At 64.2% G+C, this 25,648-nt stretch carries 25 protein-coding genes; 15 read left to right on the top strand and 10 right to left on the bottom strand.

Going from position 1 to position 25,648, the window contains the following annotated elements; all coding sequences use genetic code 11:
- Nucleotides 1–14 precede the first annotated feature (14 nt).
- On the bottom strand, nt 15–1,376 hold the full coding sequence (locus A7Q26_RS03765; protein ID WP_332308756.1) for a ParB/RepB/Spo0J family partition protein: 1,362 nt from the start codon (nt 1,374–1,376) through the stop codon (nt 15–17).
- 453 nt (nt 1,377–1,829) lie between these two features.
- On the opposite strand from A7Q26_RS03765, the gene A7Q26_RS24490 reads away from it, so the two are divergent.
- From A7Q26_RS24490 to A7Q26_RS03785, 5 genes are read left to right on the top strand one after another with little or no spacing between them, the layout of a single operon-like run.
- Entirely contained in the window at nt 1,830–2,069 is a 240-nt protein-coding gene (locus tag A7Q26_RS24490) for a helix-turn-helix transcriptional regulator (protein WP_084438982.1), read from the top strand.
- A complete protein-coding gene (locus A7Q26_RS03770) occupies nt 1,954–2,253 on the top strand; it encodes a hypothetical protein (RefSeq protein WP_232313682.1) in 300 nt (99 codons plus the stop codon). The genes A7Q26_RS24490 and A7Q26_RS03770 overlap by 116 nt, the downstream gene beginning before the upstream one ends.
- Nucleotides 2,254–2,297: 44 nt before the next feature.
- Complete coding sequence (locus tag A7Q26_RS03775) at nt 2,298–2,582, top strand: toxin-antitoxin system TumE family protein (RefSeq protein ID WP_066606313.1); 285 nt, start codon at nt 2,298–2,300, stop codon at nt 2,580–2,582.
- Nucleotides 2,579–2,920 carry an HVO_A0114 family putative DNA-binding protein gene (locus A7Q26_RS03780; RefSeq protein ID WP_056683795.1) on the top strand — a complete coding sequence of 114 codons (342 nt, stop codon included), beginning with the start codon at nt 2,579–2,581 and terminating at the stop codon, nt 2,918–2,920. The genes A7Q26_RS03775 and A7Q26_RS03780 overlap by 4 nt, the downstream gene beginning before the upstream one ends.
- Nucleotides 2,921–2,949: 29 nt before the next feature.
- Nucleotides 2,950–4,590 carry a recombinase family protein gene (locus tag A7Q26_RS03785; protein WP_066856776.1) on the top strand — a complete coding sequence of 547 codons (1,641 nt, stop codon included), beginning with the start codon at nt 2,950–2,952 and terminating at the stop codon, nt 4,588–4,590.
- Between the two features lie 67 nt (nt 4,591–4,657).
- On the opposite strand, the gene A7Q26_RS03790 is transcribed toward A7Q26_RS03785, so the two are convergent.
- Complete coding sequence (locus A7Q26_RS03790) at nt 4,658–5,677, bottom strand: AraC family transcriptional regulator (protein ID WP_066856778.1); 1,020 nt, start codon at nt 5,675–5,677, stop codon at nt 4,658–4,660.
- Between the two features lie 125 nt (nt 5,678–5,802).
- On the opposite strand from A7Q26_RS03790, the gene A7Q26_RS03795 reads away from it, so the two are divergent.
- The 4 genes from A7Q26_RS03795 (at nt 5,803) to A7Q26_RS03810 (ending at nt 9,625) form a co-directional block, all read left to right on the top strand.
- Complete coding sequence (locus tag A7Q26_RS03795) at nt 5,803–7,353, top strand: 4-hydroxyphenylacetate 3-hydroxylase family protein (protein ID WP_066856780.1); 1,551 nt, start codon at nt 5,803–5,805, stop codon at nt 7,351–7,353.
- 204 nt (nt 7,354–7,557) lie between these two features.
- Nucleotides 7,558–8,259: a nitroreductase gene (locus A7Q26_RS03800; protein ID WP_066856782.1), complete on the top strand. Its 702-nt coding sequence runs from the start codon at nt 7,558–7,560 to the stop codon at nt 8,257–8,259.
- Nucleotides 8,260–8,279: 20 nt separating this feature from the next.
- A complete protein-coding gene (locus A7Q26_RS03805; RefSeq protein WP_066856784.1) occupies nt 8,280–9,158 on the top strand; it encodes an alpha/beta fold hydrolase in 879 nt (292 codons plus the stop codon).
- A gap of 200 nt (nt 9,159–9,358) precedes the next feature.
- Nucleotides 9,359–9,625 (top strand): hypothetical protein, encoded by a 267-nt coding sequence (locus A7Q26_RS03810; RefSeq protein WP_066856787.1) that lies wholly within the window; start codon nt 9,359–9,361, stop codon nt 9,623–9,625.
- Between the two features lie 88 nt (nt 9,626–9,713).
- Here A7Q26_RS03810 and A7Q26_RS03815 read toward each other — a convergent pair whose 3' ends face one another.
- The gene (locus A7Q26_RS03815; RefSeq protein ID WP_066856791.1) at nt 9,714–10,874 is read right to left on the bottom strand and encodes an acyl-CoA dehydrogenase family protein; all 1,161 of its coding nucleotides are present in this window, start codon (nt 10,872–10,874) and stop codon (nt 9,714–9,716) included.
- Between the two features lie 103 nt (nt 10,875–10,977).
- Nucleotides 10,978–11,379 (bottom strand): MarR family winged helix-turn-helix transcriptional regulator, encoded by a 402-nt coding sequence (locus A7Q26_RS03820; protein WP_198162828.1) that lies wholly within the window; start codon nt 11,377–11,379, stop codon nt 10,978–10,980.
- A 218-nt stretch (nt 11,380–11,597) separates the two neighbouring features.
- On the opposite strand from A7Q26_RS03820, the gene A7Q26_RS03825 reads away from it, so the two are divergent.
- The gene (locus A7Q26_RS03825; RefSeq protein WP_066857040.1) at nt 11,598–12,575 is read left to right on the top strand and encodes an NAD(P)H-dependent flavin oxidoreductase; all 978 of its coding nucleotides are present in this window, start codon (nt 11,598–11,600) and stop codon (nt 12,573–12,575) included.
- A 62-nt stretch (nt 12,576–12,637) separates the two neighbouring features.
- Complete coding sequence (locus A7Q26_RS03830) at nt 12,638–13,882, top strand: MFS transporter (RefSeq protein ID WP_084438984.1); 1,245 nt, start codon at nt 12,638–12,640, stop codon at nt 13,880–13,882.
- A 2-nt stretch (nt 13,883–13,884) separates the two neighbouring features.
- On the opposite strand, the gene A7Q26_RS03835 is transcribed toward A7Q26_RS03830, so the two are convergent.
- Genes A7Q26_RS03835 through A7Q26_RS03845 form a run of 3 tightly spaced genes read right to left on the bottom strand, consistent with a single transcriptional unit; the run spans nt 13,885 to nt 17,023 of the window.
- Nucleotides 13,885–14,655, bottom strand: a complete 771-nt coding sequence (locus A7Q26_RS03835) for a thioesterase family protein (protein WP_066856798.1) — start codon at nt 14,653–14,655, stop codon at nt 13,885–13,887.
- Nucleotides 14,656–14,672: 17 nt separating this feature from the next.
- Nucleotides 14,673–15,452, bottom strand: coding sequence for an enoyl-CoA hydratase (locus tag A7Q26_RS03840; protein ID WP_198162829.1), 780 nt, complete (start codon nt 15,450–15,452; stop codon nt 14,673–14,675).
- The gene (locus A7Q26_RS03845; RefSeq protein ID WP_066857046.1) at nt 15,449–17,023 is read right to left on the bottom strand and encodes a class I adenylate-forming enzyme family protein; all 1,575 of its coding nucleotides are present in this window, start codon (nt 17,021–17,023) and stop codon (nt 15,449–15,451) included. The genes A7Q26_RS03840 and A7Q26_RS03845 overlap by 4 nt, the downstream gene beginning before the upstream one ends.
- 172 nt (nt 17,024–17,195) lie before the next feature.
- On the opposite strand from A7Q26_RS03845, the gene A7Q26_RS03850 reads away from it, so the two are divergent.
- Both A7Q26_RS03850 and A7Q26_RS03855 read left to right on the top strand, forming a co-directional pair.
- Nucleotides 17,196–18,362: an acyl-CoA dehydrogenase family protein gene (locus A7Q26_RS03850; RefSeq protein WP_066856801.1), complete on the top strand. Its 1,167-nt coding sequence runs from the start codon at nt 17,196–17,198 to the stop codon at nt 18,360–18,362.
- A gap of 9 nt (nt 18,363–18,371) precedes the next feature.
- Nucleotides 18,372–19,550, top strand: a complete 1,179-nt coding sequence (locus A7Q26_RS03855) for an oxidoreductase (RefSeq protein WP_066856804.1) — start codon at nt 18,372–18,374, stop codon at nt 19,548–19,550.
- A gap of 5 nt (nt 19,551–19,555) precedes the next feature.
- Here the strand turns inward: A7Q26_RS03855 and A7Q26_RS03860 are convergent, their stop codons facing one another.
- Nucleotides 19,556–20,185 carry a TetR/AcrR family transcriptional regulator gene (locus A7Q26_RS03860; RefSeq protein WP_066856806.1) on the bottom strand — a complete coding sequence of 210 codons (630 nt, stop codon included), beginning with the start codon at nt 20,183–20,185 and terminating at the stop codon, nt 19,556–19,558.
- 75 nt (nt 20,186–20,260) lie between these two features.
- Between A7Q26_RS03860 and A7Q26_RS03865 the strand changes: the two genes are divergently transcribed.
- Both A7Q26_RS03865 and A7Q26_RS03870 read left to right on the top strand, forming a co-directional pair.
- Nucleotides 20,261–22,048 (top strand): acyclic terpene utilization AtuA family protein, encoded by a 1,788-nt coding sequence (locus A7Q26_RS03865; protein ID WP_066856809.1) that lies wholly within the window; start codon nt 20,261–20,263, stop codon nt 22,046–22,048.
- Nucleotides 22,045–23,550, top strand: coding sequence for a CoA transferase (locus A7Q26_RS03870; protein WP_198162830.1), 1,506 nt, complete (start codon nt 22,045–22,047; stop codon nt 23,548–23,550). Before A7Q26_RS03865 ends, A7Q26_RS03870 begins: the two co-directional genes overlap by 4 nt.
- Nucleotides 23,551–23,592: 42 nt before the next feature.
- Here the strand turns inward: A7Q26_RS03870 and A7Q26_RS03875 are convergent, their stop codons facing one another.
- Both A7Q26_RS03875 and A7Q26_RS03880 read right to left on the bottom strand, forming a co-directional pair.
- A complete protein-coding gene (locus A7Q26_RS03875) occupies nt 23,593–24,012 on the bottom strand; it encodes a hypothetical protein (protein WP_066856812.1) in 420 nt (139 codons plus the stop codon).
- 61 nt (nt 24,013–24,073) lie between these two features.
- Nucleotides 24,074–25,567, bottom strand: a complete 1,494-nt coding sequence (locus A7Q26_RS03880) for a class I adenylate-forming enzyme family protein (RefSeq protein ID WP_066856816.1) — start codon at nt 25,565–25,567, stop codon at nt 24,074–24,076.
- Between the last annotated feature and the right edge of the window lie 81 nt (nt 25,568–25,648).

The raw sequence follows: 25,648 nt of genomic DNA on the forward strand, positions 1-25,648 counted from the left end.
ACGCAAGGCCATCTTCAACAAACCAGCATCATATTATCTGAAAAGGGGGTCCCTCTTCGACGCCGATCGGGGGTCCCTTTTGAACGCCGTTTGACACCCTTGGTGGTCAGATACCCCTCATGGAAGGTGACTTCGCCGCGATGGCTGATGGCAACATAGACCCGCCCACCTTTCTTCTTCGGGCAGCGCTCATGCTCCCATGTGTGGAAATAGTCGCCGCGCTCCAGGACGACGACCTCCGGCCATCCCGCCTCGCGATAGCTTGCGGCTCGCTGCTCGACCGCCGCCATCTGCGCCGTCCAGAAATCTGAGGAACAAACAAAATAGCTGTCCTCGCCGAACAGGTTGGAGACGGTTTCGCCGGAATAGCTGGCAAGGTCGAATAGCGCGACCTTGGTGGAAATGCTGCTCCCACCAAATAGCCATGATTTAAGATTCTGACCCATGGGGGCGTGATCGGTCTCACTGTCGAACAATGCCAGCCAGTCCCGCTGTTGCCCCTTGGTGGCAAGCGTCAGATGCCGGACGGTGATGGCATCGATCCTCTCGGCCCGATAGAGATTGCGGATGCGCGGCATGAGATTGCCCAATGCAAGGGTGCGCTTCACCTGCAATGCGGTCAGGCCGAAGGTCAGGGAAATGTCCTCCACATTGCGTCCTTCACGGACCAGTCGCGTAAAGGTTTCGCACTGGGTCATTTCGTCGGCATCAAGCCGGGCGATATTCTCGATCAGTGACGCTTCCAGCGCTGCCGCGTCATCGCCCGCTTCCATGACGGCGCAGGGCAACGGGTCGATGCTCCCGCTTTCCTCTGCCACGGCTAGCGCCGCATGATAGCGCCGCTTGCCCGCAACGATCTCATAGTTGGTCGGTGAACCTCCCTCGACAGGCTCGGGACAGGATTTTGCTCGCACGATCAGCGGCACAAGAATGCCCCGCGCCCGGATGGACGGCAGAATATTGGTGAGGTCCGGTGCCTTCTTCACGCCGCGCATGTTGGCAGGCGAAACCGAGAGGCAGGCGATATCGATATGCTTGAGTTCCATGTTCTTTACTCCTTGCCAAAACACCGGCCCCGAAATGCGGGGTGGGCGGCAAGAGCGACCGGAAGGCGCGTCGGCAGAGGCGGGCTGCACCTGCAAGGCTGGAACGAAGAGGAAGACCCGGCACAGCCGGGTTGCGGCCCGCCGCGACGGGCCTAGAGGGTAGCGACGCCCACACCGCTTGTCGGAGCCGGTCAACGCCATCGCGCCCGCCGCGATGTCCACATGGGTCCCCCGCGTCATGCGATCGTAACGCCCCTTGGCGACGAGACGGCGCGCAGCAGCGGCTCGGTGGAGCGAAGCGGAATAGAGCGCGGCCCGTGCGGAACGCACGGGGACGCCCCCTCGCTACCGCCTGCACCCTGGCTACGAAAACCAGACGCTGAGATGCATAAAGCGGCGTGCCAATGCGTAACCGGCACTACAGTGCCCACGCCCTTGCGGGGTGGGGGTGTTTGCGGCAGATTGATTCGCGGCGGGCAGGCCATCGCAAAGGACGATGGATATGCCGAATACATCATAGCTCAGACGATCTGCGGGGACCGGCTAGCGTAAAAATCGTGGCAATCAGGCAACAGCGCCTGAGAAAATACGCATGGGTGATGAGGCAGGCAAATTCCCGCCAATTCCCTCTACGTCCGTCGATGTCCCTCACCGTCCCTCTACAGCCCTACGACATATATCCGGGCGGCCTGACAGGCTGCAACGGGTGTCTTGTCTTGCGCGGAAACTCCGCCAATTCTGGCTTTAGGGGGCTTTGGCAACGCATGACTTGAAAGCTCTCTTATGCCCAACACCGATCGTATCATTCGCCTCAAAACCGTTCTCGACCGCACCGGCCTTTCCCGGTCCACCATCTACCGCAAGATCGCGGAAGGGACTTTCCCCCGGCAAGTACCGATCAGCATCCATGGTGCTGGCTGGCACGAGTCCGCCGTCAATCGCTGGGTCGCTGATCCTGTCGCTTACCGGCCAGACAACGACAATCCTCCATCGCTTGGGAAGTCGGGCCATGGAGAAGGATGACAACACCGCGCCGCCCAATCGCCTGACCGCCGCCAACGATAACGGGCCTCTCACCGAGCCGTCCAGCGTGGACGTTGAGGCGGCGCTAATCCGCATCGCGGAGGCGATCGGCCGCCATATTGCGCGTCAGCATATTCGCGCGTGCAAAGCCGCCAATGACAATGAGCCCGAAGTAACAGAATGATGGAATCATTGACATCAATGCTATTCGATGGCATATAATCCATCATGAAGGCGGAACCGTTGCTCAACGAACGCCACCAGCTTGATGCGAAGTCCTTTGTAGAGCTTCGTATCTGGCGGGTGCCGCAGCCGGTGAAGGGATCGATACACGATCTCAAATATGCCCTCGCCTATATTGTCGATGGCGTCTGCGTGCTGCGCTATGACAATGAGGCGGGCAAGAGCGATCATCGGCATATCGGCGAGAGCGAAACGGCCTATGCCTTCACGACGCCCGCCGCATTGCTGGCGGACTTCTGGAAGGACGTGGACCAATGGAGGCAAAAATGAACATCGTAACGCTCTCCGTCGCCAGCCGCGACGATGTGACGCGCCGTGCGCTTGCCGCTTTCGGGGGCGAGGCCCAGGGCGCGCATCATAGCTTCGCCAGTCCCGATCTGTTGTGGCAGACGCTCACCCGCAAGCGCTGGGATTTGATCCAGGCGATGACCGGGCAAGGCGTCATGTCGATCCGTGAGGCTGCGCGGCGCGTGGGTCGGGACATGAAGGCGGTGCATGGCGACGTGCAGGCACTCATCGGCGCTGGTGTAATCCATAAGGAAGGGCGCGGCATCGTCTTTCCCTATGACGGCGTCCATGTCGATTTCATGCTGACTAAGGCTGCCTGACGGCGGAACGGATCGCAGGAGTTTTTCTCATGACCCGCATTGCCCTTTATGCCCGTTACTCCTCGGACCAGCAGAGCGCCGCATCGATCGAGGATCAGCTTCGCATCTGCCGCGAGCGCGCCGAGCGTGAGGGCTGGCATGTCGTCCACAGCTATCAGGATGCCGCGATATCGGGTGCGAGCATGATCCTGCGTCCGGGCATTCAATCGCTACTCCAGGACGCGCAGGCGGGTAAGTTCGATATCGTTGTTGCCGAAGCGCTCGACCGCGTGTCGCGCGATCAAGCCGATGTGGCGACGCTCTACAAGCATCTTCAGTTTGCGCGCGTGCCGCTCGTGACGCTGGCCGAGGGCGAGATCAGCGAACTGCATGTCGGCCTCAAAGGCACGATGAACGCGTTGTTCCTCAAGGACCTGGCGAAGAAGACCCATCGCGGGCAGCGCGGGCGGGTGGAAAAGGGCTTCTCGGCAGGGCCGGTGGGTTATGGCTACCGCACGGTGCGGCGGCTTTCGAGCGAAGGCGAGCTGGTGCGCGGAGAATGCCGGATCGAGCCGTCGGAGGCGCCCATTGTGGAGCGCATCTTTCGCGAGTTCGCGGCGGGCAAGAGTCCGCGCGCCATCGCGCGTGACCTGAACCGGGACGGCATTGCCGGTCCATCCGGCCGCGTTTGGAGCGATACGACCGTACGCGGCAAGCCCAAGCTGGGCATCGGCATACTCCACAACGAAATGTATGTCGGCCTGCGGGTCTGGAATCGCAAGCAGGCCGTCAAAGACCCGCGCACGGGACGGACCGTGCGGCGTCTCAATCCCGAATCCGAATGGGTCCGGGTCGAAGTGCCTGACCTGCGAATCGTCAGTGACGAGATGTGGCAGGCGGTGAAGCGGCGGCAAGATGTGCTGGTCGAGCAATATAAGCCGATGATCGATGGCCTTCATGCGGCGCAGGCGAGCCGGATGCACCGGGCCCGTCGTCCCGTCACTCTGCTGTCGGGCCTTGTCGAATGCGGCATGTGCGGCGGCACGGTGGGCTTGGCGGTCAACGGGCGCTTTGGCTGTATCAATCACCATCGCCGCCATATCTGCGCCAACAACCGGACCATTCGCCGCGAGGCGCTGGAAGAGCGGGCGCTTGCGGGTCTGCGCGAACGGCTGCTGTCGCCGGAGAAGGTGCAGGCGGCGGTCGCCGCTTACGCCGAACATATCAACCGAGAGAACCGCGAACACGAAGCGCAGGTCGAAGCCGACCGCCGCGCGCTGGACAAAATCGAGCGCGCCATTGCCGGGATCATGACGGCGATCGAGGACGGGCTATACCAGCCCACGATGAAGGCCCGCATGGCGGATCTGGAGCGGCAGAAGACCGAAATCGCTGCCCGCATGGCGTCGGTCCCGCACGTCGTTCCGGCGGTCCACCGCGGTATCGCCGCAATGTACCGGCGCGAATTGGAGCGGTTCACCCAAACGCTCGAAGACCCGCAAACTCGGCTCGACGCCTCCGACGCCATTCGTTCGCTCATTCACCGGATTGTCCTGCATCCCGGCGAAAAGCGGGGCGAAATCCATGCCACGCTCCATGGTGCTCTGATGGGCATCCTCGATTTTGCCAAGGAAACCCCTCGGCCCGCCGCCGTTGTTACGACGAAGGTGGCTCAGCCTTCGCTGGGGTGACGGTATAGGGGATGACAGCATTCGCGCGGCGGCGGCGTCGAAGCGGAACGCTGGATCGAATTCGGGGTCACGCAGACAATTCGACGCCCTGCCCGACGCCATGGCGGGCGCGGTAGCGGGAGGGACTCATGCCCGTCCACGCATGGAAGGCGCGCGTGAAACTGCGCGGTTCGGCATAGCCCAGGGCAGCCGCGATCGCTTCCACGCTGCGCCCAGTGCCGGCGAGCGCGCGAGTGGCCGCGTCGCGACGGACATTTTCGCGAATGGTGGTGAGGCTGCTTCCTTCCGAACGCAGGCGGCGGCGCAGCGTGTCAGGGTGGAGCGTGAGCGCCTGCGCCACCCCATCCGCACCCAGCGCCGGGTCCTGCGCCAGCATGAGGCGTACCTTGCGGGACAGGGTGCGGTCGCTCGCGGGGATCGACATCATGGCGAGCGGCGCGTCGCGCAGCATCTCCGCCAGTTCATCCCTGCTGCGGCGCACGGGAGCCCTGAGCGCATGGGCATCCATGGCGATGGCGCGTTCGTCCGCGTCGAAAACCCGGGGACAGGGGAAGAGATATTTGAACTCCTCGAAATAGCCGTCCGGGCGCGGATAATCGAAGCGCGCTTCCAGCATCGGCACCGTCTCTCCCGCCAGCCAGCAAGCCAGTCGATGCCAGATGATGAGCCAGAATTCGCTGAAATAATGGGTCGGGTCGCGCTGCGGTTCGGCGAAGCGGACGGCGATGGCCAGACGATCGTGACTGTCGTGCGCGACCGTGTGGATGTCCTGGCTGGCGAGATTGTAGAAGCGGATCGCGCGGCGCAAGCCGTCGGCGACGCTGGGGCCGGCGAGCGCGACTTCGCAGGCGAAGGCGAAGGCGCCGAGCGGCATGGCATGGGCGGTGTAGCCCATATATTCGTCACCAAGAGCACGCCATATGCTGCGCACGAGGCGCGCCATCGCATCGACATCGCCGCGCCAGGCGGGGTCATGGAGCTGGGCGGGCGCGATGCCCGCTGCGCGGAGAAGATGGTCGACGTCCACGCCCCGGCGGCGCGCGCCATCGGTGCACACATGGAAATAATAGCGGTCGATCGTGGCCATATCGTTCTGCCCGATTTGGTGAGTTTAAGTCGCTCATACTGACCTGTTGGCGTCCGACAGGGAAGCCTAGACTAAGCCCCATTCGTTTCGCCGGGTAGGGCGAGAAACGATCCGAGGAGATCATCATGGCCACCACCATCGACCGCATTCCCGACCGCATCGACACCGGCGTGCAGCGCCGCGAGGAGAGCGCCGCAGAGCGCTGGGCGCGCTTTGCGCCAATCGCCACGGGCGAAGACTATGTGGAGTCGTTGCGCAATCGTGGCGTGACCGTCTATCTGTTCGGAGAGCGCATAGCCGAACCGGTCGACCATCCGATCATCCGCCCGTCCATCAATGCGCTGAAACGCACCTATGACCTGGCGGTGGAAGACCCGGAACTGGCGACCGCCCATTCGTTGCTGATCGATGCGCCGGTCAATCGTTTCCTGCATATCGTAGGCAGTCCGCAGGATCTGGTGATGAAGAACCGGATGCAGCGGCGGCTGGGCCAGTTGACCGGCACCTGTTTCCAGCGCTGCGCGGGGCTGGACACGATCAGCGTTCTGCATTCGATCACCTATGATATCGACCAGAAACACGGCACATCCTACCATCGGCGCTATCTGGACTTCATGAAGGAGGCCCAGCGCAACAACATCATCCTGGGCGCGGGCATGACCGACCCCAAAGGCGACCGGTCCAAGCGGCCGAGCGAGCAGGCCGATCCCGACCTGTTCCTGCACGTGAGCCGCCGCACCGAGAAGGGCATCTATGTCCAGGGCGCCAAGGCGCACATGACCGGCGGCCTCAACAGCCACTGGATCGCGGTGATGCCGACGATGAACATGGGCGAGCAGGATCGCGACTATGCCGTCGTCGGGCTGGTGCCGGGCGATGCGGAGGGCATCACCTATATTTATGGTCGCCAGTCCTGCGACACGCGGGCGATGGAAGCAGGCGACATCGACAAGGGCAACGCGCAATATGGCGGGCAGGAAGTGCTGGTCGTGTTCGACGACGTCTTCATTCCCCATGAGCATGTGCTGATGGATGGCGAATATGAATTCGCGCAGGAGATGGTCGCGCGTTTCACCGCCTATCATCGCGCCTCCTATGTCTGCAAAACGGGGCTGGGCGACGTGATGGTGGGCGCGGCCGCCGCGATCGCCGACTATAATGGCGCCGACGCCGCCAGCCATGTGAAGGACAAGCTGGTCGAGATGACGCATCTCAACGAAACGATCTTTTCGTCCGCCATCGCGTCCAGCCATGAGGCCAAGCCGTTGCCGTCGGGTATCTTCATGAACGACGCGATGCTGGCCAATGTGTGCAAGCATAATGTCACCCGCTTTCCTTATGAGATCAGTCGGCTGGCGCAGGATCTGGCGGGCGGTCTGATGGTGACGCTGCCCAGCGAGCAGGATTTCGACCATGACGTCGCGGGCCCGATGCTGAAGAAATATTTCCAGGGCCGCGCGAACGTGCCGATCGAATTCCGCCAGCGCATGTTGCGGCTGGTCGAGAATATGACGCTGGGCCGCAATGCGGTGGGGTATCTGACGGAATCGCTGCACGGCGCGGGCAGCCCGCAGGCACAACGTATCCAGATCCTGCGCGGCATGGAGGTGGAACGGAAAAAAGGCTATGCGCGCGATCTGGCCGGCATCCGTAACGCAGAGAGCGACGCGGCCTGACCGGCGATAGATCGACTGTGGCGCCCGGCGTGATCCGGCATCGGCCGCGGTCATCGCCTGCTGGAAAAGGGTCCGGCCGCATTTCGCCGGTTGCCGTTGGGGGACAAGCCGGGCAGAACGGTGGTTCAGTCGCGGCAGACCCCCTCGTGCGCCGGCGCGCACCCTTATATCAGACACGCCGTAAGAGCGGCAATGGGAGGCATTATGACCGAGATCATCGACAGGAGCAGGGCTGATAGCCGTGCCGACATCTATGACCGCATCGTCGCCGAGCGACGATCGGTGCGCGCCTTTCTGCCGACGCCCCTGCCCGCCGACCTGATCACGCGGCTGTTCACCGTAGCCGGGCGCGCACCGTCCAACTGCAATGCGCAGCCATGGACCACGCATATCGTATCGGGTGCATCGCTGGCGCGCATCCGCAATGTGTTGCTGGAACAGGCGAGGGCCGGACAGATCGATCCCGACGTGCCGCTGACGTCGACCTATGTCGATCAATATAAGGCGCGGCGGATCGGTTCCGCCGTGACATTGTTCGAGGCGACCGGCGTGGGTCGCAACGATCCGGAGGCGCGGGAAGCATCCTTCCTGCGCAATTTCGAGCTGTTCGACGCACCCCACGCGGCATTCTTCTTCATGCCGCGCTATTTCGGGCTGCGCGAGGCGGCCGATGTCGGCATGTACGCGCAGACGCTGATGCTGGCGCTGACGGCCCATGGTCTGGGATCGTGTGCGCAGGGGGCGCTCAGCCATTATGCCAGCGCGATCAAGCGCGAATTGGGCGCGTCCGACGAACTGATATGCCTGTTCGGCCTCAGCTTCGGCTATCCGGACGAGGATCATCCGTCTGCTGCGGCGATCACCGACCGGGCGCCCCTGTCGGAAACCGTCATCCTGCACGACTGAAGCCATTGGGGAATATCGCCATGTCCACGCTACAACCCCTTGGTCCCACATCGCACAGCTTCGTGTCGCAGCGGCTGCGGCTCAACTATCTGGACTGGGGCAATGCGCAGGCTCCGACCCTGATTCTGATCCATGGCGGGCGAGACCATGCGCGTAGCTGGGACCAAGTGGCGCAGGCGCTGCGCGACGACTGGCACATCATCTGCCCCGACTTGCGCGGCCATGGCGACAGTGCATGGTCGCCGGACGGGGCCTATACCATGCCCTATTTCATCTGCGACCTGGCCCAGCTGATCCACCAGCAGGGTGAGGCGCCGGTCACGATCGTCGCCCATTCGCTGGGCGGCGCGATCTCGCTGCGCTATACCGGCCTCTATCCCGAACATGTGCGCAAGCTGGTGGCGATCGAGGGGCTGGGCCTGCCTTCCGCCGCGACCGGCATGGGCGTGGAGAGGCCCTTCAACACGCTGTGGCGGGACTGGATCGAGGAGCGGCGCAGTCTGGCCGCGCGCCAGCCGCGCCGTTACGCCTCGATCGAGCAGGCGCTGGCGCGGATGCTGGCGGAGAACAGTCATCTGACGGAGGCGCAGGCGCGGCACCTGACCGTGCATGGCGTCGCCCGGAACGAGGATGGCAGCTTCAGCTGGAAATTCGACAATTATGTGCGGAGCGGGCCACCGTTCGACATCAGCCCTGCGGAACTGCACGCGCTGTGGGGCAACATCAGCTGCCCGACGCTGCTATGCTATGGTAATGACAGCTGGGCCGAAAACCCGCTCGAAAATGGACTGTCGGCGCATTTCCGCGATGCGTCGGTCCAGACCTTCGACAATGCCGGTCACTGGCTGCATCACGACCAGTTCGATCAGTTCATCGCGACCCTGCGCGCCTTTCTCTAGCCTCGTCGCGGGCGATCGCTTCGCTCCTTGCGGACCACAGGCTGCACGCAGGAGCGATCCCTAGGTTCGCGCGCCCGTCATGCTGCTCCGCACCAATTGGGCTTGACAATATTGAGTGAGCTAATGCTATGCTTGCTCACTATTTGAGTGCCGCGCCGTGACCGCCGAGTCCCGCGGCTTTGGAACAGAGGGGAAAATCCATGCGCTTCATTCTTGCTCTTGCCGCCGCGATCACCGTTGCCTCGCCCGCGATGGCGCAGACCGCCGCCAATCCGCCGAAGGAAGGCGCGATCATCCGTGACGCGGCCAAGGCACGATTGGGCAAGATCGACCGGGTCTATCCCGATGGCTCGGTCCAGTTGATCTACCGTTCCAAATTCGTGACGATCCCCGCCGACAAGGTGATCGTGGCCGAAGATGGCGTGATGACCTCGCTCAGCCGCCAGGAAGTGTCGAAACTGAACTGATCGCAGGGCGCGCCGCAAGGCGGATCGCGGACGGAAAAAAGGGCCAGCCGGCAGCGACCGGCTGGCCCTTTTTTGAATGACGCCGTCTTCAGAGCGTCCGGGCGATCAGCATCTTCATGATTTCGTTCGATCCGCCATAGATGCGGCTGATCCGGGAATTGCGGAACATGCGGGCGATCGGATATTCATTGATATAGCCGTAACCGCCATGCAGTTGCAGACACTGATCGACGATTTCCCATTCGGTATCGGTCGCCCATAATTTGGCGATGGCGGACGTGGTGCCGTCCAGCGTGCCGTCGATTGCCTTTTCGATACAATCGTTGACGAAGGTGCGGGCGATCCGTGCCTTGCTGTACATTTCGGCAAGCTTGAACTGGGTGTTCTGGAAGTCGAACACCGGCTGGCCAAAGGCCTTGCGCTGTTTGGTATAGTCGATCGTGAGGGCCAGGGCCTTTTCCATAACGATAACGCTGGTGATGGCGATCAGCAGCCGTTCGCGTGGCAGTTCCGCCATCAGTTGGAAGAAGCCCTTGCCCTCCTCCTCACCCAGAAGATTCTGCGCCGGAACCCAGACATCGTCGAAAAACAGTTCGGACGTGTCCTGCGCCTCGTTCCCGATCTTGTCGAGATTCTGGCCACGACGGAAGCCCTCCACCTCGTCGGTTTCCACCACCAGCAGCGAGACGCCACGCGCGCCCTTCGACGGGTCCGTCTTGGCCACGACGACGATGAGGTCGGCGATCTGGCCATTGGAGATGAAGGTCTTGGACCCGTTGATGCGATAGCCGTTCCCGTCCTTGAGCGCGGTCGTGCGGATCGCCTGGAGATCGGACCCGGCGCCCGGTTCACTCATCGCGATGGCGGCAACGAGATCGCCCGTCACCATCCGCGGCAACCAGCGCTGCTTCTGTTCCTCGGTCCCGTGCAGCTGGATATAAGGGGCGACGATGACATTGTGCAGCGACGCGGCGAAGCCTTCCGTGCCCTTGCGCGAAATCTGGTCCACGACGACCAGATCATGGCGGAAATCTCCACCATGGCCGCCATAGGCCTCCGGCACGGACACACCCAGCAGGCCGGCTGCGCCCGCCTCGCGCCAGAAGGCGCGCTCCACCTGACCGTCCTCGCGCCATTTATCCATCCGCTCGGCGGGAGCATGTTGGTCCAGGAACTTGCCGACCGCATCATGGAACATGGTGAGTTCCTCATCGGCCATGTAGGCGGGCTGGGGGAATTCGAGCGTCATCGCGGAGCCTTTGCAGCAAGGGGCGAATGTTTCGCCCGCGGGGAATCAAACCATTTCCATCGCAAAGAATGGCGCAAAGAGCAATATTACTTAGTGATATACGTCAATCAATATCCATCGACTCGCAGGCCGGCAGCCCCGCTGAGAGATCAGCCTGCTCAAGATTGGCAATCATCCGGTCGAGTATATCGCTGACCATGGCCAGCTCCTCACGCGTCACCCCTGCCAGCTGGTTGCGCTGCTCATCCTCGCCAAGCATCGTGAGTTGCGCCAGCAGCGGTGTGGCGGCGGGGGTGAGGTACAGACGGTGGGCGCGGCGATCATATTGATCAACGCGCCGTTCGATCCAGCCCTTTTCCACCAGCCGATCGACCAGCCGACTGGCGGTCACATCGCCGACATCCATTGCTTCCGCGATGGAGCGCTGCGTCGCCCCTTCGGCACGGCTGACGGCATGGATGACCCGCCATTGGGCCAGCGTCATGCCCATGGTGCGAGCGCGCATGTCGAACCGCTTGCGTTGCAAACGGGCGGCGAGGCTGATGCGCAGACTGATCGTGCGCTCGCAATCTGTCAGGCGCTCGGTGATCGCCCACCTCCCATATAACCTGGTTAAACATCTTGCCCTGCGCCGCATTGCACGGCAAGGACGGTCAGGAGATGAATAGCGGGAGGGAAAGCATGTCGCCAGTTGAATCACAAGCCGTCATCGAACGCCCCGGCATACGCATCAAGACCCGGTTTACCGAACTGGCGGGGATCGAGCATCCCATCGTCCAGGGCGGGATGCAATGGGTGGGAACCGCCGAGATGGCGGCAGCTGTCTCCAATGCTGGGGGCCTGGGCATGTTGACCGCGCTGACGCAACCGACTCCTGACGCACTGCGCCGCGAGATCGAACGATGTCGCACGATGACCGACAAGCCGTTCGGCGTGAACCTGACCATATTGCCGTCCATCAACCCGCCGCCCTATGCCCAATATCGGCAGGCGATCATCGATGAAGGCATATCGATCGTCGAAACCGCAGGCTACAAGCCGCAGGAGCATGTCGATGCCTTCAAGGCGCACGGCATCAAGGTCGTGCATAAATGCACCGCCGTGCGCCACGCTCTGTCGGCCGAGAAGATGGGCGTGGACGCCATATCCATCGACGGGTTCGAATGTGCCGGCCATCCGGGCGAGGACGATATTCCCGGCCTGATCCTGATCCCCGCCGCCGCTGACAAGGTGAAGATCCCGATGATCGCCAGCGGCGGCTTCGGCGACGGGCGCGGCCTGGTCGCCGCGCTTGCCCTGGGTGCCGAAGGGATCAATATGGGCACTCGTTTCTGCGCCACGAAGGAGGCGCCGATCCACGAGAATATAAAGCGGGCGATGGTGTCCGCAGACGAACGTTCTACCGCCCTGATTTTCCGAACCTATCGCAACAGTGCGCGCGTGGCGAAAAATGCGATTACCGAGCAGGTGCTCGCCGCCGAGGCGAAGGGTTTGCCCTTTGAGGAGGTTGCCCATCTGGTGAAAGGCGCCCGCGGCAAGGAAGGCCTGGATAATGGCGATCCCGATCATGGCATCTGGACCGCCGGCCTCGTCCAGGGGCTGATCCACGACATACCCAACTGCCAGGACCTGATCGACAGAATCATGGCCGACGCGGTGACCATCATCAAAGGACGCCTCGCCGGCTTCCTGTCCCGCTGATCCCGACCCGACCGGTCGCAGCGAAGGGGAAGACAGAACGGGCGCCAGTGAAGGAGAGCAGGATGCACAGTGTCGACCACATGAGCGCCGAGACCGGCCCCTCCCCCGCGCGCCAGCTGTCGGCCGCGCGTCGGATACTGCTGATCGCGGCGATTCTGAGCGGCAATGCCGCCGCCGCCCTGCTGTACGATGCGTTGCCGCCGATCCTAGCGGATCTGGCAAGGCTGCTGGGCGGCGGCACGCGCGGCCAGTTCCTGGCGCAATTGGCGAGCACGTTGCCGATGCTGGGCGTGATGCTGTCGGGGCTGTTTTCAGGCCTGCTGATCGCCATGATCGGCATCCGACCCGTGCATCTGGGCGCGTTGGTCCTGTTCGCCCTGTTCGGCACGGCCGGTGCCTTCATCGACCAGCCGCTGCTGCTGCTGGGCAGCCGGTTCGTCATGGGTTGCGCGATCGGCACGATGATTACCTGCGGCACGACGCTGATCGCGGCGTGGTTTACCGGCAAGGATCGCGCGCGCATGAACGGGTGGCTGGTGAGCGCCGGGGCGATCGCGGGGATCAGCTTCCTGTTCATTGCCGGGCAGGTCGCTTCGGCCTGGTGGCGCGCGCCCTTCCTTCTGCACGGGCTGGTCGGCATCCTCTTCCTGCTTCCGATCCTGCTGCTGCGCCCCCTGCCCGCCGTGGCGACGCCCCCGCTGGGCACACAGCCGGGCCATATCGCGCGCCTGCGTCGCTTGGCGCCCGTAACCCCCATCTACCTGATCGCGCTCGCTCTCTTCATCCTGATGCTGCTGTTCAATGTCCAGACGACCTTCCTGATGAGCGACGTCGGCATCACAAGCCATGCGAAGATCGCGCTGGTATTCATGGTCAACGCCGCCGCCGTGACGCTGGCGTCGGTGGGATTCGGCTATGTCGCGAACCGCCTGACCCCGGCCAATGCCATGCGGATCGTGTTCCTGCTGGTAGCGGGTTCGATGCTGATCGTCGGGGCCGCCCGTGCGCAATGGCAATTCGCGCTGGGGCTTGGGATCAGCGGCATCGGTGTGGGCGTCGGGCTGACGACGCTGTGGACCTGGACCATGCAGCGCGCGCCCAAGGATGTGCTGCCCCATGCCGTGGGCCTGATGATGACCTGCATGTATCTGGGCGGGGCGGCCAGCCCGTTCGTGCTGGCGCCGGCCCGGGCGATATTCGGCCTTCGCGGGCAATATTTCGCGCTGGCCGCATTGATCGTCGCCATCATATTGCTGCTGGCAATGACGGGACGCCGCCGATCGGATCGCCCGATGCCGGCGGAATAGGCCTATTTGCGCCGTTCGTTCGCAAGCGCGGTGCAGGCGATGAAGCCGATCGCGCCGTTGCGGTCGTGGATCCGGCAATGTCCGACCGCTATGCCGTCCGACGCTTCATGCCCGGTCGCCTCGAAGCCGATCCATTCCCCTTGCGGCGGGCGATGGAGGTGCAGGCTGACGTCGCTGTTGATGTAGCGAATCCCTGCGTCGCCCGCGTGAACGAAGGCGCTGACGAAGTCGGCGGCGAGCGCGACGCGGGCATAGGGCCCGAGCGGTTCGCCGGCGACCAGCGCCAGCGTTTCGCGCAGCCACAGCCGTTTGGGCGCGACGGCGCCCAGATGGCCTGCAATCGCGCGAATTTCGAAATGGCGGGGCTGCTTTCCATCCGGCATCGGCGGCAGGGCGGCGGGATCAGGCGCATCCCAGGGCGGCGGCGCCCAGACGCGACCGGGAGGCGCTTGCGTGAACCGCAGGAATTGCATCGTCGCACGCGCCACGGTCGCGTCGTTCACCATCATGGTCGCTTCGACCAGCGCCATGCGCGGCCCCGCGCGCACGACATGGGTCTCGATCCGGGCCGGGGCGAAAGGCGCGATGCGGACCATGTCGATCGTGAAACGCGCGGGCACCCAGTCGGCCGCACCGTGTCTAAGCGCGATTTCAGCGCCCATCAGCCCGACCAAGGCACGCCCATGCAGCGAATCATGGCGCCACCAGCCCCGCGCAGCCTCCTGCGGAACGAAGGATGTGCCGTTCCGAACGAAGAATGAAAGCGCGTCCACCCGTTGACCGGCCCCGTCTATTGCCCGCGGCCGCGCGCCTGCACAGCCTGTCGGCGCGCCTCGACATCTTCGGGCGCTACCTTGCCATTGGCCGCCGAGGAAATGCGGTGCTCGATCGCCAGCGCATCGCCGAAGCTGGCGGCATAGCCTTGGTCGATCAACTGCTTGTAGGCGAGCATCATGCGCGGTTCGATGCTGGCCATGTCGGCCGCCAGCGCGCGCGCGCGCGGCATCAACTCCTCCGGCGCGACGACCTGATTGACAAGTCCCCAGCGTTCGGCCGTCGCTGCGTCCAGAAAATTGCCGGTGAACGACAATTGTTTGGCGCGGCTGATGCCGATGATGCGGGAGAGCTTCTGCGACAGGCCCCAGCCGGGCAGGATGCCGACGCGGGCATGGGTGTCGGCAAAGCGCGCATTGGTCGATGCGATCAACACGTCGCAGGCCAAGGCGACTTCGAACCCGCCGGTAATGGCGACGCCATTGATGGCGCCGATGACGGGCTTGGTGCAGACCTCGATCGCCTTGACCGGATTTTCGTCCGCGCCTTCAGCATTGGCGGCGCCGAGCGCGCCCGGCTGCGAACCCAGTTCCTTGAGGTCGAGACCGGCGGTGAAGGCCCGCTCGCCCGCGCCGGTCAGGATCACCGCGCGCACGTCGTCGTCGCTATCGATCTGCGTCATCACTTCATAGAGGCGCGAACGCAACGCCTTCGACAGCGCATTCATTGCTTCGGGGCGGTTGAGCGTCACGACCGCGACGCCATTGTCCTTCTCGACGGTAACCAGATCGCTCACGCGGCTTCCTTTCCTGCTTCCGCACGCGCTCGTGCGCGCAATTCATGCTTCAATATCTTCCCCGTGCTGTTGCGCGGAAAATCATCGACCAGGACCAGTTGTTCGGGCGTCTTTTGCCGCGCGATACCGGCCTTGGCGAAAAAGTCGCGGACCGATTCAAGGTCCACGCTCGCGCCGGGTCGGGGCACCACGTAGGCGCGCACGACTTCGCCCATCCGCGGGTCGGGCGCGGCGACGACAGAGGCTTCGGCAATGTCGGGATGGGTGAAGAGCAGATCCTCCACCTCCCGTGACGAGATATTCTCGCCCCCGCGAATGATGACGTCCTTCTTTCGGTCGGTGATGATGAGGAAACCTTCGGCATCCAGTCGGCCGATGTCGCCGGTGCGAAACCAGCCACCAGGCAGGAAGGCGGCAGCGTCGAGCGAATCGTCGAGATAGCCAAGGAACAGTTCGGGGCCACGCACGATCAGCTCGCCTTCTTCCCCGTCCGGCACCCTGTGGCCGTCATCATCGACGAAGCCGACTTCCGATCCGCGCATCACCTGTCCTTCGGTCGTCAGGCGCTTTTCCATCGAATCGCCAGGATGCCCGGTGGTAACGGTGGGATGTTCGCTCGACCCATAGCAGCGGAAGGTCTTCAACCCGTGCGCGGAACAACGGGTGATGAGGCTGGGCGGCACCGGTGCCGCCCCCACCATGCAGCTGCGCAGGCTGGAGAGGTCGCGACCGTCTCGCTCGGCAGCTTCCAGCAGGCCCGAGAGATGAAAGGGCGTGAAGGAAGAGGAGACGATACGGTATTTTTCCACCAGCATCGCCGCTTCGCCCGGTTCCCAATGGTCCATCAGCACCACCGGCGCGCCGGTAACGAGAAAGCGCATCAACTGGAACGCGCCTGCGACATGGCCCGGCGGCCAGGGACAGAAGGCGATTTCATCCTCCAGATCCCGGCGCGACCAGGCGATCGCGTCGACTTCGGACAGAAGCGTGCGCGCGGAATGCTTCACGCCCTTGGGATCGGCCGTGGTGCCGGAGGTGTAGACGAGAATCGCCAGATCGTCCGGACTGCGCGCAGCTGCAGGGCCGATCGCGATCGGGGCGAGCATGGCGTCCCAGGGCACCGTGCCGGGCGCGGCATCGCCGATCATGACGTGCGTGGTAAGCGCGGGGAGTTCCCCGGCCTCAGCCAGCGTCGCGGCATAGTCCGCCTTGCGCCAACGGTCGGGGGTGACGATGAGCCGGGCGCGCGACTGGGCCAGGATGAAGCGCAGTTCCTTCGCGCCATAGATGGAGACGACCGGTAACAGTACCGCGCCCGCATGGGCGATTCCGACCGCCGCGATCATCCATTCGGTCCAGGCGGGCAGTTGCACCGCAACGACATCCCCCGGCGCGATGCCGCGGGCGCGCAAATGTTCGCCAAAGCGCAACCCCTGTTCGTGGACCTGCGTCAGAGTCTGCCTGCCCGGCCGAACCTGCGAGGAGACAGCGACCCAGCTGGCCCCGTGGATCTGCGCACCCTGGGCGAACGCCTCGCTCAGGCTGCGATCGGCAAAGCTTCCGGCTTCCATCAGCGTCTTGCGCTCCTCTTCCACATGCGGGCCGTGGCCATTGCAGATCCAACAACTCGCCGGTCTCATATAACAACAAAGTCTACTTAGCTAGCGATGTTGCTTCCCATTGTCACCCGCCCTTGCTAACAGCGTCGCGGTAACGGAAGCCAGGAAGAGGGACGCCGCACCGATGACGCACGAATCGCCCGCGGAGACTTATCCCGAAATTCGGGACGGCGTCCGCCAGCTGGTTGCTGCATTCCCGGGCGAATATTGGCGCGCGCTCGATCGCGAGCGCCGCTATCCCACCGCCTTCGTCGAGGCTCTCACCAAAGCGGGCTATCTGGGCATGTTGATCCCGGAAGAATTTGGCGGGTCGGGCCTGGGCCTGTCGGCGGCCTGTGCCGTGCTGGAGGAAGTCCATCGGTCCGGCGCAAACGGCGGCGCGGCGCACGCCCAGATGTACACCATGGGCGCCATCCTGAAACATGGCAGCGAGGCGCAGAAGGCCCGCTATCTGCCGGCGATCGCCGCGGGCGCGCTGCGGCTCCAGGCCTTTGGCGTGACCGAGCCGGGCGCAGGCACCGACACGACCCGCATCAGTACCTTCGCGCGGCGCGACGGCGATCATTATGTCGTGAACGGCCAGAAGATATGGATCAGCCGGGCCGAGCATTCGGACCTGCTGCTGTTGCTGTGCCGCACGGCTCCGCGCGATGAAGGCGCCAAGCCGTCTGCGGGCATGAGCCTGTTGCTGGTCGACATGCGCGAGGCGAAGGGCAACGGACTTACCATCCAGCCGATCCGCACCATGCTGAACCATGCGACGACAGCTTTATTCTTCGATGACCTCAAGGTGCCGGTGGACAACCTGATCGGGATCGAGGGGCAGGGATTCAAATATGTGCTGGACGGCATGAATGCCGAACGCGTCCTGATTGCGGCCGAATGTATCGGCGACGGCCGCTTCTTCATCGATCGCGCTTCCGCCTATGCCAAAGACCGCACTGTCTTCGGTCGGGCGATCGGCGAGAATCAGGGTGTCCAGTTCCCGATCGCCCGCGCCCATGTGCAACTGTCGGCGGCAGCCCTGATGGTCGACAAGGCCGCGGCGATGTTTGATGCAGGCCAAGCGTGCGGTACCGAGGCGAACATGGCCAAGCTGCTGGCATCGGAAGCGAGCTGGTATGCGGCCGATCAATGCATCCAGACCCATGGCGGCTTCGGTTTCGCGGAGGAATATGACGTCGAGCGCAAGTTCCGCGAAACGCGGCTGTACCAGGTTGCGCCGATCAGCACGAACCTGATCCTGAGCCATGTCGCCACACATGTCCTGGGATTGCCCAAGAGCTTTTGAGGACTGCGCATGACCGACACACCGGACCTTTCCCCTCTGTTCGCGCCCTTCGCCTGCAAGACGATGCGGCTGCGCAACCGTATCGTCATGTCGCCCATGACGCGCCAGTTCGCGCCCGACGGCGTGCTCGAGCCAGCGGTGGACGATTATTATGCGCGCCGCGCCGCGGGCGGCACCGGACTCATCATCACCGAGGGCACTGCGGTCGGGCATCCGGTGGCCCATTATTCGAGCAAGATTCCGCATTTCTATGGCGAGGCGGCGCTGGCGCGATGGCGATCCGTGGTCGCGTCGGTCCACGCACAGGATGGCGCGATCGTCCCGCAACTGTGGCATACGGGCCTGTCGCGGCGGCGCAGCCACACGGCCAACCCCGATGCACCCAATATATCGGCGTCCGCCCTGACCGACGAGGATCTGAGCGCCGAGGCGGCGGCAGGCACGGCGCCTGCGCCCACCAAGCCGCGGCGCCCTGCGGAGGTCATGACGAAGCATGATATCGACAGCGTGATCGGTGCATTTGCCCGCGGCGCGGCCGCGGCCAGGGAGGTCGGGTGCGACGGCGTAGCGATCCATGGCGCCCATGGCTATCTGCTCGACCAGTTCTTCTGGGAACGCTCCAACCGCCGCGAGGACGCCTATGGCGGCAGCCTGGAAAACCGCATCCGCTTCGCGGTCGAACTGGTCGCAGGGGTGCGCGTCGCGGTGGGCCCCGACTTTCCCATCCTGTTCCGCTTTTCCCAGTGGAAGGCGCAGGATTATGCTGGAAAACTCGCCGACACGCCGACCGACCTGGCACGCATCCTGGAACCGCTGGCCGATGCCGGGGTCGATATATTCGATGCCTCGACACGTCGTTTCTGGCTGCCCGAATTTGACGGCAGTCCGCTGAATCTGGCCGGATGGGCAAAGAAGCTGACCGGCAAGGCGGCGATGACGGTGGGATCGATCGGCCTGGAATCACCCTTCCTGGGTGGCGGGAGCAGCGCGACCAGCGCAGTTACAGCCGACAATCTGGGCCTGCTGGCGCGGATGATCGACCGGGGCGACTTCGACCTGGCAGGCGTCGGCCGGGCGCTGATCGCCAATCCCGCCTGGGCCGATCTGGTCCGTGAGGCCCGATTTGACGCGCTGCGAACCTATGATGCCCGAGGCCATGTCAAAACGCTGGAGCAAGTGGACGGCTGATGGGTTCAGCCGGTCGCCAGGCCTGCCCCCATTTCCTGCGCGAAAACGTCAATCAGGCGCAGGATTTCGCGGTCGCGGTCGCCTGCGAAGCGGCGCATGAGGAAAGAGAGCGAGAGCGACTGCCACACGACAAGCTGGGCGACGCGGGCGGTATCGGCATCGGCCCTGACTTTGCCCGCGCGTTTCAGTCCATCCAGTCGTTCGGCCAGGATGATGGCGCCGCGCTGGGTGATGCTGTTGTCGAATCCGGGGGCAAGCGTGGGATCGCGCACCAGTTGGGGCAGCACGATCTGCAACAGACGGGCGATGTCGTGCAGATGATCATGCTTCCAGTGGAGGAAACGACCGATCTCCTCTTGCGCGGAACCAGACGGGGGCAGCGCGGCATAGGCGGCATCATTGTCGCGCCGTTCCAGAAAATGGGCGTAGACTGCGGAGAGCAGCCCCGCCTTGCCCCCGAAATAGCGGGTGATGAGCTGTTCGTTGAGCCCCGCATGGGCGGCAATGGCGCGCGTGGTCGCGGCGTCATAGCCCTGCTGCGAAAAGAGCGCGATGCCAGCGTCGAGGAGCGCGCGTCGGCTCGCTTCGCGGTCCCGTCGCCGGGTCGGCGTCTTCACGGCTTTGACATCCACCATGCAAAATTCCTTTCCACCCCGCGCAGCTTAGCGTAAGTATGCAATTGCATACAAAAGCCGTTCCGGAGAGTCGATATGACCAAAGCCCCCATCCGTGTCGCCAATTTTTCTGGCGCGCTCGGCGATTATGTCGGCGCCTTCGCCGATGCGATCGCCGACGAGACGATCGATGTCGCGATCGGCGACTATCTTGCCGAAATGACGATGGGACGTGTCGCGGAGGGGTTTTGCGCCGCCGGCAAGCCCGAAGCGCTGGCGGGCTATCATGCCGATGTCTTCCTGCGCCAGATAACGCCCGAACTGGGACGGATCGCTGCGCGCGGGGTGAAGGTCGTAACCAATGCGGGTGCGTTCAATCCCGCCGGACTGGCAGGCCGAATTGCGCAGGAGGCCGCGGCGCAGGGGCTGGCCCTGCGCGTCGCCTATGTCGAGGGCGACGATCTGCTGGCCCGCGTGCCTGCGCTGGCGGCGGAAGGGCAGCTCGCCAATCTGGACGATGGGAAGGCGATCGGGTCAATTGCGGACAGGCTGCTGGCGGCCAATGCCTATCTGGGCGGATGGGGCATCGTCGCCGCGCTGGAACAGGGCGCGGATATCGTGATCTGTGGTCGGGTATCGGACGCATCGCTGGTGCTGGGACCGGCCGCCTGGTGGCATGGCTGGGCGAAGGATGATTGGGATGCCCTGGCCGGCAGCGTCGCAGCAGGCCATGTCATCGAATGCGGGCCACAGGCGGTAGGCGGCAATTTTTCGGGGTTCGCACAACTGGGCAACCCGGCCCGGCTGGGCTTTCCAATCGCAGAAATCGCGGCGGATGGCAGTTCTGTCATCACCAAGCGCACAGGCGACGCGGGCGCGGTTACGGTCGATACCGTCACGGCGCAACTGATGTACGAGATCCAGGGCGCGCGTTACCTCAATCCCGACGTCATATTGCATGTCGATTCGATCGCGCTCAGCCAGCAAGGCCCCGATCGGGTGCTGCTGAGCGGTGTACGCGGCAGCCCGGCTCCCGAGACGACCAAGGTCGGTTGCTTCTATCAGCACGGGTGGCGGGCGATGATCTGGGGATTCGCAACGGGGCCTGACTGGCGCGAGAAGGCGGATTGGCTGCGTGGGCAGTTGGAGGCGCTATCCGCGGACCTGGCGCTCGACGAATTTCATTTCGAGCCGCTGGGCCAGCCCATCGCCGACCCGGCGAGCGAGGCCGAGGGGACGGTGGCGATCCGCATCGCCGCTGCGGCGCAGAGCCGGTCGAGCCTGTCCAAGCTGCTGGCCGGCTATGCCTCCTTCGGATTGGGCGGCATCCCCGGATTCCAGGGCGATGGTGCAGGTCCACCACAGCCACGCGTCCATTATTGGCCGGGGCTCGTGCGGCAGGCGGACCTCGAGCATCGCGTGACCTTTATCAACGGGCCGAGCATGGCGGTGACGATGCCCCCCGTAGCACCCTTCGCCGCCCCTGCCCCGGCTGGCCCGGCGCCTGCTGCCACGGCGGGCGAGACTCGCACAGTCATGCTGGGATCGCTGGTTCATGCGCGATCAGGCGACAAGGGCGCCAACGCCAATATCGGCGTCTGGGCGAAGCGACCGGAGATATGGCCATGGCTGCGCGACACGCTGGATGCCGACCGACTGGCGCAGTTGATGGGCCTCAATCCATCGGTACAGGTGGAACGGCATGACCTGCCCAATATCAACGGCCTGTTGTTCGTGCTGAAAGGCTATTTCGGGACGAGCGGCACCGGCAATATCGCACTCGACCAGATCGGCAAGGCGGCGGGCGAGTTCCTGCGCGCCCGCTTCGTGGAAGCGCCTGTGGTCCTGCTGGACGATGCAGCAACGATGGAGGCGGTGGCATGACGATGGTCCAGCATGATGCGCAGGCGCTGGCCGCCCGTATGCGGGCTGCGGTGTCCCAGCCCGCCAGCGACGACAGGTTCGATATCCAGGGAGAGTTGGCCGCGATGCTGGCCGAACTGGGCATGACGCCGGCGGACGGCGGCGGCGCGATCGATTTCCATGGCCTGGACCCGTTGGTGCCCAGCACGATCCGTCTGGGTGGCGGCGCAGCGCTGGGACTGGTGCAGCAGTCGGTCGTGGCAGCCGCGCTGCATCGCGACCGGGGCGGGCCGGGGCAGGATATTGCCATCCAGCTTTCGCAAGCGCTGCGCAAGCTGGCACCCGGATTCGAGCGGCGATGGGAATTGCTGAACGGCCATATGGCCGTACTGGAAGACCCAAATATCATGACCATGCTGCGCTTCTACCGCACCGCCGACGATCGCGAGGTGCTGGCCGCCAATCTCTATCCCAAGCTCAAGTCAGGGATGATGGCGCTGCTGCAATGCTGGGACAAGCCCGAGGCGGTAGCGCAGGCGATTGCACGCCATAGCGCCGATGAACTGGAGATGATGTTCGAGGCGGCAGGGCTGGTTATGGCCAAGGCCCGCACGGTCGAGGAGTTCATCGCCGAACCGGTGTTCGACTATCTGGCGGCACGGCCCTTGATCGAGATCGAAAAGATCGCCGACGGCCCGCCCGAACCGCTGCCGCCGGCCGGGGCGATGCCGCTATCGGGCATCCGTGCGCTGGGGATGGGGCATGTGATAGCCGGCGCAGGCGCGGGCCGGTCGCTCGCGTCACTGGGCGCCGATGTCCTCAACATCTGGCGACCCGCCGAATTCGAGCAGGAAACGCTGTATCTGACCGCCAATGTCGGGATGCGATCGGCGAAGGTCGATCCGCGATCCGACGCCGGACGGGCAAGGCTGCGCGAACTGGTCGGCGAAGGAGATATTTTCTTCGCCAATCGGCGGCCGGGACTGCTGTCCGAGTTCGGGCTGGACGCCGCGACGCTGGCACAGGTGCGGCCCGGCATCGTCCATGTGACGATGAGCACCCATGGCGAGGGGGGACCGTGGGCGCAGCGGCCGGGGTTCGACCAGATTGCGGGTGCCGTCACCGGCATGTTGTGCCTGGAGGGATCGCCCGACCGCGTAAGCCTGCCCCCGACAATCATCGTCAACGATTTCCTGACCGGATGGCTGGCCGCGACCGGGGCGATGGCGGCGCTGCGGCGGCGGGCGAGCGAGGGGGGCAGTTATCGCGTCCATGTCTCGCTGACGCGGGTTGCTATGTGGCTGCTATCGCTTGGTTCGTTCGACAAGGCCTATGCCAAGGCCATCGCCGGAACGGATGGTCCCCATGCCACCGTCAACCCTACCCTATTCACGGTCGATACACCGCTCGGCCGCTATCAGGGCATGGACGAGCAGGTCCGCATGTCAGCTACGCCACGCGCATTCCAGACAGTGCTGGTCGCGCGGGGATCGAGCCGGCCGGAATGGATGCCAAGGGACTAAGAGTGATGGGCGGAGGATGATCCTCCGCCCATCAAGCGCGCGTCAGTCGAACATGCCCTCGTCGCCTTCATGGGTGACGCGGATGCTGACGGCCTGTTCTTCGGGGAAGCGGGCGCGGGCCTCCGGGCTTTCCCAGATCACCGCCTTGTCGCCGTCGCGCCGCAATTGGGAGACGGTGAAAGCCGAGAAATCCTCGCGATCAAGCAGGTCGAGCGGCCGGGCGGCCTGCCCTTCGCCCGCGACAATCTCGACCCGGACACGGAAACGGGGCAGCTTGACGATCTCTTCGTCCAGTCGGTGGGAAGCGTCATTCTCCTCGCGCCATCCCGCGTCCCAGGCCGCCGCCTTGTCGGTCCCCTGCGGATAGGGGTTATAGGCGCTCGTCAGGCGCTGCGCATGATCGGCGCGGGCCATCGCCCGAATGGTATCGAGTTCGCTTTGCGGGGTCAGGGTCGGGGTCAATTGAGGTTCCTCTATCTCGAATGATCCTTAGCCAGGATGAGCGGGATATACCAGCTGCGCCTTATCGTGCGGACGCATCGCGCCGCGCCTGCACGGCCGCCGCCAGCTTCGGCAGGAGGTCACGCTTGACGATCTTGCCCGTCGCGTTCAGCGGCAATTCGTCCAGGATGAGGATCGTGCGCGGCAGCTTGTTGTTCGCCAGCCGATCGCCACACCAGCCGACAAGCTGTTCGACGCTCACATGTGCACCGGGGCGCAAGGCCACGGCCGCGGCAATATCCTCGCCCAGGACATCGTGCGGGACGCCGAGCACGGCCGCATCCTTGACTGCCGGATGCGCGTGCAGGACATTTTCGATCTCGATCGGCGTGATGTTATAGCCACCGCGAATGATGAGTTCCTTCGACCGCCCACTGATGATGAGGTCGCCATCCTCGTCGACAAAACCCAGATCGCCCGTGCGGGTCCAGCCGCCCGCAAAACCGTTCGCAGTCGCTTCCTCGTCACGCCAATAGCGCCGGGGATTGGACTGGAGGCCGTAGATTTCGCCGACGACCATGGGCGCCGCGACATTGCCCGCCTCGTCGCGTACCTGCATGTTTGCCGGCAGCTTGCCGACGCAACCGGGCTTGAGTACTTCCTTGCCACGCGTCGACACCCCCACACCGCCTTCCGACATGCCGTAGCTGTTGCGGATGCTGGCTCCCGGCCAGAGCGCCATGGCGCGGACTACCGAATCGTTCGGCAATGGCGCGGTCCCGGTCATCAGATAGCGCACACTCGAAAAATCGGTGCTCGCGGCATCGGGATGATCGAGGATCAGGCGCAGCATCGTGGGCACGAGATAGACGGTCATCGGCCGTTTGGTTTCGACGAGTTTCAGGAACGCGCCGGGGTCGAAGCGCGGCTGTGTGAAGGTGGTCGCGCCGCCGTAAAGAGGCAGCATGAGCACGCCGAGATTGCCGCCCGATCCGGTGAAGGGCAGCGCGTGGAGGGTGGAGGTCGAACGGTCCTTCTCCTTGCCGGTGCGCGACCGGCCGAGAAGGTCGGGGTGGGTCACGACGACACCCTTGATCCGCCCGGTCGTACCCGATGTACCCAGAATCTCTGCATCGGCCTGCGGATCGAGCGCCGCCTGATCGGGCAGAGCCGCAATGTCGCGCGGCATTGCGTCCGCGGTCCAGACCGCGTCGAGCGCAAGGCCCGCGAGCAGGTCCGGCTGGTTGGTGATGGCAAAGCGCGGTTCGATCAACGCCGCATAGTCGCTCACTTCAAGCGGCGAGAGGCGGGTGTTCACCGGCACGGCGATGCCCCCGGCCCGCAGGACCGCGAGCACGGCGATCGCCATCTCCACCGCATGGGCGTTGCTGATCGGCAGGAAGACACGATCGCCCGGCGCCAGCCCTGCCGCCGCCAGACCACCGCCGATTTCGTCGGCTTCGCGGTCCCATTGCGCGAACGTCAGCACACGCCGCGTATCGTCATGGGCGACAGAATCCGCCATCGTGGCTGCGCGGATACGCAGAACATCGGTGATACGTCGCACGTCGGTCATGAAAGCCCCCGGTATGGCCGCCCTCCAGCAGGACGCCGCCTGTCGCACGCTGCCCGTCGCCGGAACCGCAGCGTGACCCGA

The organism is Sphingobium sp. TCM1 (genome assembly GCF_001650725.1).
GTDB lineage: Bacteria > Pseudomonadota > Alphaproteobacteria > Sphingomonadales > Sphingomonadaceae > Sphingobium.

Excerpts from the sequence above, each read along its gene's own strand:
- A7Q26_RS24490 (WP_084438982.1), top strand. The coding sequence starts at position 1,830 with ATGCCCAACACCGATCGTATCATTCGCCTCAAAACCGTTCTCGACCGC.
- A7Q26_RS03770 (WP_232313682.1), top strand. The coding sequence starts at position 1,954 with ATGGTGCTGGCTGGCACGAGTCCGCCGTCAATCGCTGGGTCGCTGATC.
- A7Q26_RS03775 (WP_066606313.1), top strand. The coding sequence starts at position 2,298 with ATGAAGGCGGAACCGTTGCTCAACGAACGCCACCAGCTTGATGCGAAG.
- A7Q26_RS03780 (WP_056683795.1), top strand. The coding sequence starts at position 2,579 with ATGAACATCGTAACGCTCTCCGTCGCCAGCCGCGACGATGTGACGCGC.
- A7Q26_RS03785 (WP_066856776.1), top strand. The coding sequence starts at position 2,950 with ATGACCCGCATTGCCCTTTATGCCCGTTACTCCTCGGACCAGCAGAGC.
- A7Q26_RS03790 (WP_066856778.1), bottom strand. The coding sequence starts at position 5,677 with ATGGCCACGATCGACCGCTATTATTTCCATGTGTGCACCGATGGCGCG.
- A7Q26_RS03795 (WP_066856780.1), top strand. The coding sequence starts at position 5,803 with ATGGCCACCACCATCGACCGCATTCCCGACCGCATCGACACCGGCGTG.
- A7Q26_RS03800 (WP_066856782.1), top strand. The coding sequence starts at position 7,558 with ATGACCGAGATCATCGACAGGAGCAGGGCTGATAGCCGTGCCGACATC.
- A7Q26_RS03805 (WP_066856784.1), top strand. The coding sequence starts at position 8,280 with ATGTCCACGCTACAACCCCTTGGTCCCACATCGCACAGCTTCGTGTCG.
- A7Q26_RS03810 (WP_066856787.1), top strand. The coding sequence starts at position 9,359 with ATGCGCTTCATTCTTGCTCTTGCCGCCGCGATCACCGTTGCCTCGCCC.
- A7Q26_RS03815 (WP_066856791.1), bottom strand. The coding sequence starts at position 10,874 with ATGACGCTCGAATTCCCCCAGCCCGCCTACATGGCCGATGAGGAACTC.
- A7Q26_RS03820 (WP_198162828.1), bottom strand. The coding sequence starts at position 11,379 with ATGCGCGCTCGCACCATGGGCATGACGCTGGCCCAATGGCGGGTCATC.
- A7Q26_RS03830 (WP_084438984.1), top strand. The coding sequence starts at position 12,638 with ATGCACAGTGTCGACCACATGAGCGCCGAGACCGGCCCCTCCCCCGCG.
- A7Q26_RS03845 (WP_066857046.1), bottom strand. The coding sequence starts at position 17,023 with ATGGAAGCCGGAAGCTTTGCCGATCGCAGCCTGAGCGAGGCGTTCGCC.
- A7Q26_RS03850 (WP_066856801.1), top strand. The coding sequence starts at position 17,196 with ATGACGCACGAATCGCCCGCGGAGACTTATCCCGAAATTCGGGACGGC.
- A7Q26_RS03855 (WP_066856804.1), top strand. The coding sequence starts at position 18,372 with ATGACCGACACACCGGACCTTTCCCCTCTGTTCGCGCCCTTCGCCTGC.
- A7Q26_RS03860 (WP_066856806.1), bottom strand. The coding sequence starts at position 20,185 with ATGGTGGATGTCAAAGCCGTGAAGACGCCGACCCGGCGACGGGACCGC.
- A7Q26_RS03865 (WP_066856809.1), top strand. The coding sequence starts at position 20,261 with ATGACCAAAGCCCCCATCCGTGTCGCCAATTTTTCTGGCGCGCTCGGC.
- A7Q26_RS03870 (WP_198162830.1), top strand. The coding sequence starts at position 22,045 with ATGACGATGGTCCAGCATGATGCGCAGGCGCTGGCCGCCCGTATGCGG.
- A7Q26_RS03880 (WP_066856816.1), bottom strand. The coding sequence starts at position 25,567 with ATGACCGACGTGCGACGTATCACCGATGTTCTGCGTATCCGCGCAGCC.